This window comes from Tundrisphaera macrotermitis (genome assembly GCF_051175315.1).
Classification (GTDB): domain Bacteria; phylum Planctomycetota; class Planctomycetia; order Isosphaerales; family Isosphaeraceae; genus Tundrisphaera.
On the sequence record NZ_CP195100.1, the window covers coordinates 6,185,679 to 6,198,944 of the forward strand.

Here is a 13,266-nt window from a genome sequence, read left to right on the forward strand (position 1 = left end):
GCCCATGCGAGGCCGGCGGACGGGGTGGCTCCCTCAGGGCTTGCGCCACCGCTCGTCGAAATAGCCGCCGACGATCGGCTCGCCCGGCTTGCCGACCGGGAACACGGCATAATCCCCGAGCCGTGGATAGAGCAGGGCGTTGGAACCCTTGAAGGCGTCCTCGCCGAAGGTGTGGCCGCTGTTGATCACGACGTACCGCCCCTTGTTGAGCGGGCTGGCCGCCACCAGGACCGGGGCGTGGTCGGCGGCGGGGTGCTTGCCGTCGAGGCCCACGGTGGTCTCGTCCCAGGTCAGGGGGAGGCCCGGCAGGGCCCGGGCGATCAGGCTGTTGGAGCCGGGGTCGCCGAACAGGATCAGGTGCTTCCCCTCGATGTCCTGCTCGGTCACGTCCGCATCATTCTTGATCGGCAGGTCGCCGCGCATCCAGCGGTTCCAGTCCTCGGAGAAGCGGGCCAGGCGGGCGTCGGCCCAGGCCTGGACCTTCGGGTTCCAGGGCTTGCCGGTCCCGCGCACGCACAGGAACGGGGCGGTGAAGGCGTCGTCGATCGGGCCCTGGACGCCGGGGGCCTTCTCGCCGCGCGCGTTCTGCTGGATCGCCCGGGACTGCTCGTAATCCAGGGCCTCCCAGCCGTCGGCGAGCTTGCGGTAGTAGGCGTCGGGCAGGAGGCCGCCGGCCGCGGCGCGGAGCGGGAGCGGCTTGCCGCCGTCCAGCTCGATGGTCTCGGCCACGTCGCGGGCCACGGCCAGGACCGCCACGTTGCCGGTGCGGACGACCGCGAGTTCCCCCTTCAGCTCGGCGTCCAGGGTCGCCCGCTTGTAGTGCTCCGCCAGCCGCTCGATCCGGAGCCAGTCGACGGCGTTGTACTTGAGGGTGTAGGTCTCGAACCGGATTTTGGCGAGGTTGATGTTGCTCCCGCTGGTCGCCCTCCGGTCGTGGAACGCCTTCATCAGCGCGGCGCTCTCCTTGTCGACGGCGTGGCCCATCCCCTTGCCGACGATCCGGGTGAAGTCGGGGCCTTCCGCCGTGGTCACCAGGCCATCGACCTTCATGACCACGCCGAGGGCCTTGAGCGCCTCCTCGATGTTCACGGACGCCTGCTTCTGCGTGTCCTCCTCGCCGCCGTAGCCGACGATCGGCACGTCGAAGGCGTTGAGGGCGTAGTCGGTGGCGTCGTAGATGTGCAGCCCCTTGCGGACCACGTCCGACGGGTCCTTGAGCTTGGCGTACTTCATCGTCTCGGTGAAGCCGGCCCCGGCCTCGACCGACGACCACATGCCGGGGTTGTGCAGGCCGAGGTGCCAGGCCCCGGCGCCGCCCATCGAGAAGCCGCGGAGGACGATCCGGCGATCGTCGACCCGGTAGTTACGCCGGACGGCGTCGATGGCCTCGTAGACGTCGGCCTCGCCGGCCCAGCGATAGGCATTATTGACCCGGCCGAAGACGTGGAGGACCAGCCCCTCCTGCCCCTCGGGGGCCGGCTTGCCGTCGTGGGTGTCGAGGAACCGGGCCTCGTGCAGCTTGGCGTCCCGGCCGTGGAGGATCACGTCGAGGCGCTGCTTCGCGTCGGCCTCGCCCTCCTTCGCCTTCGGGACGATGACGGCGTAAGGCTGGACCGAGCCATCCACCCTGGACCGATACCCGCGAGGGACCGATCCGGTCACCCCCGGCTCGGCCCAGGGGCGTTTCCCCTCGCCCAACGCCCTGGCGCGTTCCAGCCCCCGGTCGAGCCCTTTGAGCGTCCGCGCGACGTCCTTGGCCTCGCGGAAGTCGCCATGCCGGACGATCCAGACGGCCGCCTTGTGGTAGACCTCGGCGTCGGCCAGCGCATCGCGGGCCATTGCCCCGTCGCCCAGCCTCGGGGCGATGGACTTGATCGCCTCGCCGAGCCGGGCCGTCTTGTCGGCGATCTCGGCCAGTTCGGCGGCCGTCGGGCGATACGGGCCGGGGTCGGCGGCCGCCTTCTTGGCGGGGGCCTTCCTGGCGGGGGCCTGCCCCTTCGCGGCCGTCCCGCCCGCCGCCGGCACCAGCCCGGCGACCAGCAGGAAATGCAAGAAACCACGTCCGAACCTGATGCGCATCGCCAGTCCCCCCGGGTCATCGAAGCTCGCCGCCTCGGCGAACGGGGACCAATCTAGCAGAACCGCCCGGCCCGGGGGGGAGGGCCGGGCGGCGACCTTTCGCGTCACCTCGGCGGACGAGGCGAACCTCGCCCTGCCCGGGCGACGAGACGGGCCAATGCGGCGACGACGGGCAAATCCGCCCGGGCTCGGGACGAATATCGCGACGTCAACGTATGATTCGAGTGACCGGCATCAGCGACCGGGTTCGCGGGGCTCTCGTGGCATTCCGCACGGCGGGCCGCCTTGGCTCTTCGCCCGCGGGTCGTCATAATAACCTGGACAAGTCATCTTATTCCCCCCTGATTCAAGGGGGTCGGGCGATTCCGGCCGGAGCCCCCATGTCGAAGTCGGAACTGATTCGCGTCGATCATCTCCGCGGGATCCTCACGCTCGCCGGGGAGTGCCGGGAACTCGGGCACGATCCCATCGCCTGGCGAAGCCATCTGATGAAAGGGCTCGGCCGCCTCGTCGAGGCCGACATGGGCGCGTGCGTCGAGTTGAGGGGGCTGGCCTCCCTGCAGCACAAGAACACGGGCATGACCTACTGGGGGCACACCCACTGGAATTCCGAGAGGGATTTCGCCGGCATCGGCGAACTGCTCGAAGAGACTCCGTCGCTCTACCATCGGGGGTGCCTCTACTTCACGAATCCGAACCGGGAGGACGGGGCCTGCTCGACGCGGAGGGATTTCGTCGAGGACCGCGAGTGGTACCGCTCCACCGACTATGACGTGATCCATCGGGCCCTGAAGATGGACCACTTCCTCTGGTGCTTCACGGCGATCCCCGGCCGGGGCGGCGACGAGATCGGCGGCCTGCTGCTCTACCGGGCCGAGGCGCGTAAGGATTTCGGCCGGCGCGACCGGTTGATCGTCCGGGAGACGCTGGCGGCCCTGGCCCCGTGGGTGGGCGGCCCGCTGGCCCGGTTCGCCGAGCCGAGCGCGCTGGGCCTCACGCCCCGGGCCCGCGAGGTCATGGCCGCCCTGCTCGAAGGGGACGGGGACAAGCAGATCGCGGCGCGGCTCGGCCTGAGCCCGCACACCGTCAACGACCACCTGAAGGGGATCTATCGCCACTTCGGCGTCCGGGGACGCGCCGAGCTGATGGCCCTGTGGATCCGCCGCGGCCGGCGGGCTTCGGGGGCGTCGGGATGAGCCCCGGGGCGGGGTCCGGGAGCCGGCCGGGAAAGGGGATACCCCGGGCGACCGCCCCGGTATGATGGGGGGCCCCGAGGCTGAAACCCACCCGACCGGATCGAGGACCCCGCGATGACCCGCCATCGAACCCTGTTCGCCGCCCTGGCGCTGCTGACGACGACCGCGTCGTGGGCCGCCCCGGCCGCCGCCCACGACGGCCCCCTCGGCCATGCTCACGAGTCGCCGATGGCCCGCGCGGGGCGCGAGATGGCCGAGGCGGCCAACAACCTCTGGGCCTCGCTCACCCCCGAGCAGCAGCAGAAGGTCGCCACCGGCTTCGATGACCCGCTCCGCCACGACTGGCACTTCATCCCCCGCCCCCGCAAGGGATTGCCCCTGAAGGAGATGAGCGGCGAGCAGAAGGCGCTGGCCACGGTCCTCCTCTCCAGCGGCCTGGGCCAGCGCGGGTTCGTCCGGGCGGAGACGATCATCAGCCTGGAGAAGATCCTGTTCGACAAGGAGCAGGGCAAGGGCCCGACCCGCGACCCCGAGTTGTATTTCTTCAACATCTTCGGCAAGCCCGGCTCGGCCGACCCCAAGCAGCCCTGGGGCTGGCGGGTCGAGGGGCACCACCTCGCCCTCAACTTCACGATCGTCGGCGATCAGGGCGTGGCCGGCGGCCCGACCTTCATGGGATCCAACCCGGCCAAGGTGATGGAAGGCCCGCGCCAGGGCCTCCGCGTGCTGGGCGAGGAGGAAGACCTGGCCCGCTCGCTGGTCCGGTCGCTCGACGCCGACCGCCGCAAGAAGGCCGTCATCCTGGAGAAGGCCCCCAAGGACATCATCTCGATGGCCTCGCGCAAGGCCGAGCCGCTGGAGCCGGCCGGCATCCTGATGGCGGATCTGACCGCCGAGCAGAAAGAAACCTTGAACGCCCTGATCGTCCTGTACGCCGAACGGCTCCGCCCCGAGCTGGCCGCCGACGACCTCGCCAAGATCATGAAGGCGGGCGTGGACAAGGTCGGCTTCGCCTGGGCCGGCGAGCTTGAGGAAGGCAAGCCCCACTACTACCGCGTCCAGGGCCCGACGTTCCTCCTCGAATACGACAACACCCAGGGCAACGCCAACCACGTCCACAGCGTCTGGCGCGACTTCGACGGCGACTTCGGCGAGGACCTCCTCAAGGCCCACTACGAGTCGGCCGGCGCGGCCCACGGCCACGCCAAGTAACGTCCGGATCAGCCTCCGCCCGGCAGGAGGGCGCGGATCGTCTCCAGGCTGTCCGCGTCCTCGGGTTTCTTGTCGTCGCGCCAGCGGAGGATGCGGGGGAATCGGACGGCGATGCCGGACTTGTGGCGTGGGGATCGCTGGATCCCCTCGAACCCCAGCTCGAAGACGAGTTCCGGCTTGACCGTGCGGACCGGGCCGAACTTCTCGATCATGTGGCGGCGGATGAAGCTGTCGACCCGCCCGATCTCCGCGTCCGTGAGCCCCGAATACGCCTTGGCGAACGGGACGAGCTTGTCGCCGTCCCACACGCTGAAGGTGTAGTCCGTGTAGAGGCTGGCCCTCTTACCGCTGCCCCTTTGGGCGGCGGTGAGCACGGCGTCGATCGTGAACGGGTTGACCTTCCACTTCCACCAGTCGCCCCGTTTGCGGCCGACGTGGTAGGGGGAGTCGAGCTTCTTGAGCATCAGTCCCTCGGCCTGGCGGTCGCGCGACTCCTCGCGGGCGGCGGCCAGGGCCTCCCACGTCGGGGCGATGACCAGGGGCGAGAGGGTGAGCCGGCCGGGCTGGCCGACCGATTCCACCAACTTCTCCAGGAGCGGCCTCCGAACCGAGATCGGCTCGGTGCGGAGGTCGCGGCCCTCCCACTCGATCAGGTCGTAGGCGACCAGGACCACGGGCACCTCGGCGAGGATGGCCTTGCCCAGTGTCTTGCGGCCGATCCGCCGCTGGAGCTGGGCGAACGGCAACGGGGCCCCGTCCTTGAACGGGAGGATCTCGCCGTCCAGGACCGTGCCGTCGGGCAGGAAGGCCCCCAGGGTGCCGAGTTCGGGGTAGCGCTCGGTGACCAACTCCTCGCCACGGCTCCAGAGGAACGTCTCCCCCTTGCGGCGGATGAGCTGGGATCGGATGCCGTCCCACTTCCACTCGACCTGCCAGTCCTCGATGGCGCCGAGGGATGCGGGCTCCGCCTCCAGGGGGTGGGCGAGGCAGAACGGATAGGGGCGGCCGTGGTCGGCGTCGCCCGAGTCGGCGGCGTGGATCGCCTCGTAGAACGCCGGGGTCGGCTCCCAGTCCCCCATCAGGCGGTGGGCGACCACGGCGGCATCGACCCCGCCCGCCCTGGCCAGGGCGCGGGTGACCAGTTGCTGCGACACGCCGACGCGGAAGCTGCCGCTGATCAGCTTGTTCCAGACGAACCGCTCGCGCCGGTCCATGCTCCGCCAGGCGTCCAGCAGGGCCACGCGGCGGGCCTCGTCGTCGGCCAGCCGGAGCGGGAGCAACCGCTCCTCGACCCACCGGCTCAGGGGGAGGTCGCTCGACCGTTCGGGGGGCGGGAGCAGCAGGGCCACCGCCTCGGACAGGTCGCCGACGGCGTCGTAGCACTCGGCGAACAGCCAGTCCGGGACGCCCGCCTCCTCGGCGGCCCACTCGCGCAGCTTCTTGGTGGGCACCACCTGCTTGGGCTTGCGGCCGATCAGGAAGTAGACCGCCCAGGCGGCGTCGGCGGGGGTGGCCGAGGAGAAGTAGGCGGTCAGGGCCTCGACCTTCTCGCCGGTCCGGGTGGTCTCGTCGAGCGTGGCATACAGGGCGGCGAAGTCTTTCATGCGGTCGGCTCCGCCGGGGACGCCTCGGCGTCGAAATCGGTGTCCACCTCGGGCTCGTCGGCGGGGGCGTCGTCGCGTTCCCCCTCGTAGCGGGTCGGGACGATGCCGGCCTCGATCCCCTTCTCCCGCAGCCACTTGACCACGACGGCCGTGTAGCCGTGGGTGACCAGGACCCGCTCCGCCCCGGTCGCGTCGATCGCCGAGAGCAGGCCGGGCCAGTCGACGTGGTCGGACAGGATGAAGCCGCGATCGACGGCCCGCCGCCTCCGGGCCCCCCGGATCGTCATCCAGCCCGAGGCGATGCCGGCCGACACCGGGGCGAACTTGCGCGACCACGGCGTGCCGTGGGCCGAGGGGGGCGCCACGATCATCGCCCCGGCCCAGCTCTTGCCCCGCCCGGCCGCGCCGGCATACGAGGTGGGCGGCAGGTCGATGCCGCTCGCGCGATAGGCGCGGTTCAGCTTCTCGACCGCGCCATGGGCATAGATCGGGCCGATCGAAGGATCCAGTCCCGACAAGAGCCGCTGCGACTTGCCCAGGGAATAGCCCAGCAGGAGGCTCGCCTTGCCTTCCTCCTTGTTGGACCGCCACCAGGCATTGACCTCGTCGAAGATCTCGCGCTGTTCTTGCCAGCGGTAGATGGGCAGGCCGAAGGTCGACTCGGTCACGAAGGTATGGCACCGCACCGGCTCGAAGGTCGTGCAGGTCAGGTCGGGCTCGACCTTGTAGTCGCCGGACACGACCCAGACCTCGCCCCGGTGCTCCAGGCGGATCTGCGAGGAGCCGAGGATGTGGCCGGCCGGGTGGAGCGAGATCCGCACGCCCCCCTGATCGACGGACGAGCCATAGGGGATCGCGTCGATCACCGCGTCCCGGCCCATGCGGACCTGCAGGACGTTCGCCCCCTCCGCCGAGGTCAGGTAGCGTTCGCACCCCCAGCAGGCGTGGTCCGCGTGGGCGTGGGTGATGACCGCGCGGGGGACCGGCCGCCACGGGTCGACGAAGAAGTCGCCCGCGGCGCAATAGAGCCCGCGATCGGTCGGCTGCAGCAAGGTGGTGGAGTCCATCGCGTCATTATAACCGTCCGGGAATGCGTCCCGTTCGAAACGGAAAAACCGCAGCCCTCGCGACGAGCGAGAGGGCTGCGGCGTGTCTGCCCGTAGGAGGTTCACACCCCCCGAGGCATTCAGTTACCGGCCGGGGCCAGGAACAGCAGGCTGGAGGAGTTGGCCTGGGTCGGGACGGGCGGGGCGGGGGGCACCGAGTCGTCAGCGGCCGGGGGGGCGACCGGGGCGGTCGTGGTGGGGGTCACCTGGCCGCTGCCGTAGGCCTGGGGGGCGGCGTACGACTGGGGAGCGGCGTACGACTGGGGGGCGGCGTACGACTGGGGGCTGGCCTGGCTGGTCGGGTAGACGGCGGGCGTGCCGCAATCTTCGACGGCCTTGGCGTGGTGGACCTTCTTCTTCTTCAGGACCCACTCGTAGGTGTAGGTCTTGGGCTTGGGCTTGAGGAAGTCGAGGAGGCAGCACTTCTTCTTGGGGGCTTCGCAGGTGCTGCAGGTCGTGTACTCGCCCTGGGGCGAGGCCTGGGGGCTGGCGACCACGCCCTGGGGCGAGGCCAGGCCGCAGGTGTCGCAGCCGCCGTGGCCGGCCTTGCTGATGCCGGTGAAGCCGAGGGCGAGGACCAGGCTCATGCTCAACGTCAAGGACTTCGACATGGGAGAAGAAACTCCGTTTTGGGCAAACAAGTAAAGGGCGGTCTCCTGGCCCGAGGGCGACCAGTCGCGTCCCTTGGAATTCCGACCGTGGACAGCTCTCATGGGCGGGACTTCCCGAGTACCCGAGGCCTTGCGGCCCGACCCATCAAACCGTCCCACTCACCGGTGCTCCCCAGTCCTCGCCGTGCGTTACCTTGGCGAGCCATGACTGTTATCGTCGGAACCCGGCCCGGCCTTGACTCCGGTTCTTCTTTTCTGCCAGAGACTTACGGCACGCGAGGTTGACGGTCGTCGCGGTCGCGTAGCCCTGGGGATCTGCATAAGATAAGACGTCGTCACGACCCGCAGAATCGGAAAAGTCGCCACGGAACAGATGACCCGAACCGCAAAGTCCCCCCGGACGCCGCCGGTCGGAGTGACCTGGCAACATCCGGGGGGACTCGATTTCGACCGTCCGGGCGGGGCGAACACGGGGTTCGATCAGCGGCGGGCGGGACCGGCGGCATGGCCTGCCGCCACCCGGGCGCTCCGGGGCCGGAGCAGGACCAGCTCGTTGCGGCGGACGTCCTGCTCGCGGTAGACCGGCTCGACGAGATCCTGGATCTCGCCGGCGAACAGGTCGTAGATCTTGCCGCGGATCAGCAGGTAGGGCGAGGAGGCGGACCCGTCCCTGGCCCAGTCGGCGACCTGGTCGCGGGCCCGGGCGGTGCGTTGGGCCGGGGTGTCGACCTTCTGGCCCGAGGATTCGTCCAGGAGGTCGAAGCCGCGGTTGTACCGGGTCCGCGCCGCCGGCAGTGGCGCGAGGTCGTGGCCCTTCAGGTAGAACCAGAGCCCCTCGTCCAGCTCCGCGAAGAACAGGACGGTGCGGACGTCCGGGGGCACGACCTCCTCCAGCGTCCGCGCCAGGCGGCGATGCCCCCGCGCGGCGTTCTCCGCCGGGGCCAGGGCCCCATACCCGACCAGGGCCACGGCGACCACGGCGCCGGCGATCGGGGCCATGGACCAGGCATCGGCCCCCCGCCTCCAGGCCCAGGCCCCGAGGATTACCGCCCCGGCGACGATCCCCGAGGCGGCCCACGCCCACGGGAGGAGGCCCGGGGCCACCTGCCCGGCCGCGACCGGCGCGACGAGGGCCGCCGCGAACATCACCACCCAGGTGCCTTGGAGCAGCCAGCGGGCCGCCTTCGCCCCCGCCTCGGCCCCCCTCGCCAGCCGGCAGGCCCGCACCCACTCCCCGCCGATCAGCAGGGCCACCGCGGGCAGGCAGGGCACATAATAGCTGGGCTTGGACACCTTCCAGCATCCCAGCATCGCCAGGTTGCCCAGGGCCCACCACCAGACGATCCCGAATCGGGGCGACGCGTCGGGCGACCCGCCCCGGGCCCGGCGTAGGGGCCGGAGCGCCGCGACCAGGGCGAACGGGGTCCAGGGCAAGGCCATCCAGAGCCAGTCCCAGGCCAGGAACTCGCGGGAGCGTCCGTGATGGATGCCCGCCGAGCTGGTCTTCTGGGCCATCTCCAGCAACCAGACCCGTGCCGCGTTGGGATCGCGGAGCAGGACCGGCAGCGGCCAGGCCAGCGCCAGGGCGATGAACAGCGCCACGCCCGGCCCGTCGAGGAGTAGCCGTGCACCGGCCCGCAGCCGGCGCGTGCTGGCCAGGTAGGCCACCAGGGTCGTCCCCACCAGCAGGAGGATCACCGGCCCCTTTGTCAGGAAGCCGAGCCCCAGCGCCGCATACATGAGGATGGCCCATCGCCGCAGCCCGGCGACCTCCGCGGGGATCTCGGCCGGGCCGCCGTGCAGGCGTTTCCATGCGGCGAAGATGGCCAGCGTGGTGAACAGGGCCAGGGGCCCGTCGTTGCCCGCCTGGCGCAGCTCGACCATGAAGAAGATCAGGGAGGCCAGCGCCAGCCCCGACGCCAACCCGACGGCCCGCCCGCCGATCCCCCGGCCCATCAGGTAGACCAGGCCCACCATCATCAGGGCCGCCGCGGCGTTGGGCAGGCGGACAATGGCCTCGTCGCGACGGCCGGTCAGGGTCATCGCCGAGGCCACGACCCATCGGGGCAGCGGGGGCTTCTCCAGCCGGGGGCGGGACTGGATCTCGGCGACCAGCCAGCGGCCATGGTCGACCGTATCCATCGCCTCGGCCGAGGCCCGCTGCTCGCGCTTGCCCCAGAGTTCGGTGGAACCGAGGAAGCCCAGGAATGCGGCCGAGGCCACGATCGCCAGGATGAGTTCCGGGGCCCAGGATCGCCCGGTGTCGGTCTCTGTCGGCATCGTCTCCTCCTTGAGACCACGCATGGGGTCCGGTCCACCCGCCCCGCGCGGGCGGCCGGCAAGCTACCCCAGATCCCCCCTCTCCGCAAGCCGAGCCACGCCGGGCGATTATGGACCGGAGGGCGGAAATTCGTGCATGCCGGGGTCGGGTTGACTTGTGATCGTCGGATCGGTTATACCCCCTCTGTCGTCCAGACGAGGGGGGGCGAGGACGGCCCAAGAGGGCCCGATCCGCCGCCGACGGTGCGGCCCGAAAGTGGGCGTTTCGACGCCCGCCCGAGCGGCCCCGTCGCCACCCTTCGACGCCGAGGAGGCGGGACGCTCGCATCGAACGCCGACACGGATGTTGCGGTCGTTTCGGGGACCACCGGCCCAAGGATGGGCCGGCCCCCGATCTACTTTGCCTCCATCCGCGGTCCGGCCGAGACGTCGGCAAGCCGGCACAGGGATGGGGGGATGGCCCGTGGGACTCGTAACCCGACCGTCGATCGATGCGCGAACGGCGCGGCGGTCCGCACCCCACCGCCGGTTCTTCCCGATCCCGAGCCGGCCCGATCCGTCCGACTCGCCCCGGGGCTGGCTCTATCCCGGCGAGCCCGAGGCCTGCCGCCGCGACCTCCGGAAATTCCTGCCCATCCTCGGCCAGATGGCCGTGCTGCTGGCGGTCATCGGGGTCTATCGGGTCGAGGGGCGGGCCCTGCTCCTCCTGGGCCTGATCACGCTGATCGCCCTGCCGATCCACTATGCCCTGCCCTTCCGCCACAAGAAGGCGTTCTTCCTGGCCGCGTCGCTGATCGGCCTGGGCGCTGTCTTCGGCCCCGGCCCGGCGCTGGCGGTGATCGGCCTGGCCTTGCCCCTGATCGCGGCGACCCGGCTGCCGATCGCCTGGTCGGCCCGGGTGGCCCTGATCTCGGCGGCCGCGCTCGGCCTGGCGATCGGGCGGGCCTACGCAGCCTCCTCGTCGCTGGCCCTGGCGGAGATCGTCTGGCCGGTGGCCGGGTCGATGCTCATGTTCCGGATGATCATCTACCTCTATGAACTCAAGCACGCGAAGAAGCCCGAGCCCTGGGTGGACACGCTCAACTACTTCTTCCTCCTGCCCAACTTCGCCTTCCTCCACTTCCCGGTGGTCGACTACCGGACGATGGGCCGGAGCTTCTTCGCCAGGGACGTCCACGAGACCCAGTTGGCCGGCCTGCGGATGATCTTCAACGGCGTGGCGCACCTGCTCGCCTACCGCCTGATCTATCATCGTTTGCTGATCTCGGCCGACGAGGTGAACAGCCCGGCAACCTTGCTGGCCTACATCGCCTGCAATTACCTGCTCTACCTCCGGGTCTCCGGCCAGTTCCACGTCGCGTGCGGGATGCTCCACCTGTTCGGCTACCAGCTCCCCCAGACGCATCACAACTACCTGCTGGCGTCCGGGTTCACCGACTACTGGCGGCGGGTGAACATCTACTGGAAGGATTTCATGATCCGGGTCGTGTTCAACCCGGTGGCCTTCCGGCTCAAGCGCCGGCCGCGCTGGGTCGCGCTGGCGACGGCGACCTCGGCCGTGTTCGCGACGACTTGGTTCCTGCACGCCTACCAGACCTTCTGGCTCCGGGGTTCCTGGGGCTTCTCCGCCCCCGACGCCCTGTTCTGGGGCATCCTGGGCGGGCTGGTCCTGATCAACGTCCAGCTCGACGCCCGGGCCTCGGACGCGCGGCCGACCTCGCGCACCGACGCGGGATCGCCGAGGGCCATCGCCCTCCGCGCCGCGAAGACGGCGGCCACCTTCGCCACGATCGCGACCCTGTGGTCGCTCTGGTCGAGCCCGAGCCTCGGCGCCTGGGCCGGGATGTTCGGCAAGGCGTTCCGCCCGTGATCGCCGCCCGCCCGATCGATGCCATCGGCGATTCGGTCATCCTGACGTTTGCGGTCCCCGGAGACGAGCGACGATGAACGATCGCAGGCCGCCCCAACCGTCCCCCGCCCGGGTCGTCGTCGCGCTGGCCGTGCTGGCCCTGGGGGTGATCCCCCTGCCCGCCGGGTGGGCCGTGAGCGTCCGCGACGACGCCCGATCGCTGGGCCTCAACCGCGCCGACCGGGCCGAGAACGCCGGGGGCTACTATGAGGGCCTGATCGGAGGCGCGGGGGCCAACCGGCGGGGGGCGCGGTCCGCGCTCGACTCCAGCCTGATCGGCCGGGCGATCGCCTGGAACCGGGTCCAGGCCGCCGACATCACCCGGGGCCTGGACGGCGACTTCCTCCAGTTCGACCTCAAGCCCGACCAGGACAAGGTCGTCTTCGGCGAGCGGTTCACCACCAACTCCCGGGGGCTCCGCGATCGCGAGTACGCCATCGAAAAGCCCGAGGGCACGTTCCGGATCGCCCTGCTCGGCTCGTCGATCGACATGGGCTGGGGCGTCGCCACCGACGAGACCTACGAGAACCGGCTCGAAGACTGGCTCAACGCCGAGGCCGCCCGGCGAGGGCTGGCTCGCCGGTTCGAGGTGCTCAACTTCGCCATCGCCGCCTACGGCCCGGCTCAGCGTTATGAAGCCTTCCACCGCAAGGCTTTGGAATACCAGCCCGACCTCGTCCTCTTCTCGGCGACGATGCTCGACCCCCGGCTGGTCGAGATCCACCTGGGGGCCCTGGTCCGCAACGGCGTGGACCTCAAGTATCCCTTCTTCATCCGGGCCGCCGCCGATGCGGGGATCACCACCGGCCCCGCCCGCGGGGATGCCTGGGCCGACCGCGACAAACGCAACGGCTTCAAGGCCCGGATCAAGGACCATTACTGGACCTTCGCCGACGGCTTCGTCGGGGCCATCGCCGCCGATTGCCGCTCGCTGGACATCCCCCTGGCCTACCTGCTGGTGCCCCGCGCCTGCCGCGACGACGTGGTCGACGCCCGGGCCCTGGCCGCCGCCCGCCACGCCGGCATCGCCGCCCGCCACGCCGTCCCCTTCTTCGACCTCTCCGCGTCGTTCGACGACGTCCCGTCCGCCTCGGTCGAGATCGCGCCCAATGATGATCATCCCAACACGCTGGGCCACCGCCTCCTGTTCGAGAACCTGTCGCGATCGGTCATGGACCGCCCGGCCCTCGCCGGCCTGCTCTTCCCCGGGGCGGGCTGATCGGCCCGGGTAAGTGCAGGTGAAACGCGGAAACATCATTGCCTTCCATC

At 70.5% G+C, this 13,266-nt stretch carries 9 protein-coding genes; 4 read left to right on the plus strand and 5 right to left on the minus strand.

The features are described from left to right. Positions 1-33 precede the first annotated feature (33 nt). Positions 34-2,079: an alpha/beta hydrolase-fold protein gene (locus TA3x_RS24950; RefSeq protein WP_435017384.1), complete on the minus strand. Its 2,046-nt coding sequence runs from the start codon at positions 2,077-2,079 to the stop codon at positions 34-36. 380 nt (positions 2,080-2,459) lie between these two features. Between TA3x_RS24950 and TA3x_RS24955 the strand changes: the two genes are divergently transcribed. Continuing rightward, entirely contained in the window at positions 2,460-3,275 is an 816-nt protein-coding gene (locus tag TA3x_RS24955; RefSeq protein ID WP_435017385.1) for a LuxR C-terminal-related transcriptional regulator, read from the plus strand. A 114-nt stretch (positions 3,276-3,389) separates the two neighbouring features. Then, on the plus strand, positions 3,390-4,487 hold the full coding sequence (locus TA3x_RS24960) for a DUF3500 domain-containing protein (protein WP_435017386.1): 1,098 nt from the start codon (positions 3,390-3,392) through the stop codon (positions 4,485-4,487). Positions 4,488-4,495: 8 nt separating this feature from the next. On the opposite strand, the gene TA3x_RS24965 is transcribed toward TA3x_RS24960, so the two are convergent. The 4 genes from TA3x_RS24965 to TA3x_RS24980 all read right to left on the minus strand — a co-directional run bounded on the left by TA3x_RS24965 (position 4,496) and on the right by TA3x_RS24980 (position 10,088). Beyond that, entirely contained in the window at positions 4,496-6,091 is a 1,596-nt protein-coding gene (locus TA3x_RS24965) for an ATP-dependent DNA ligase (protein ID WP_435017387.1), read from the minus strand. Next, positions 6,088-7,143, minus strand: a complete 1,056-nt coding sequence (locus TA3x_RS24970; protein WP_435017388.1) for a ligase-associated DNA damage response exonuclease — start codon at positions 7,141-7,143, stop codon at positions 6,088-6,090. Before TA3x_RS24970 ends, TA3x_RS24965 begins: the two co-directional genes overlap by 4 nt. A 134-nt stretch (positions 7,144-7,277) precedes the next feature. Continuing rightward, positions 7,278-7,808 carry a hypothetical protein gene (locus TA3x_RS24975; protein ID WP_435017389.1) on the minus strand — a complete coding sequence of 177 codons (531 nt, stop codon included), beginning with the start codon at positions 7,806-7,808 and terminating at the stop codon, positions 7,278-7,280. Positions 7,809-8,288: 480 nt separating this feature from the next. Continuing rightward, positions 8,289-10,088, minus strand: coding sequence for an ArnT family glycosyltransferase (locus TA3x_RS24980; RefSeq protein ID WP_435017390.1), 1,800 nt, complete (start codon positions 10,086-10,088; stop codon positions 8,289-8,291). 463 nt (positions 10,089-10,551) lie between these two features. Between TA3x_RS24980 and TA3x_RS24985 the strand changes: the two genes are divergently transcribed. Next, positions 10,552-11,958, plus strand: coding sequence for a hypothetical protein (locus tag TA3x_RS24985; RefSeq protein WP_435017391.1), 1,407 nt, complete (start codon positions 10,552-10,554; stop codon positions 11,956-11,958). Between the two features lie 73 nt (positions 11,959-12,031). Beyond that, a complete protein-coding gene (locus TA3x_RS24990; protein ID WP_435017392.1) occupies positions 12,032-13,216 on the plus strand; it encodes an SGNH/GDSL hydrolase family protein in 1,185 nt (394 codons plus the stop codon). Positions 13,217-13,266: the final 50 nt, after the last annotated feature.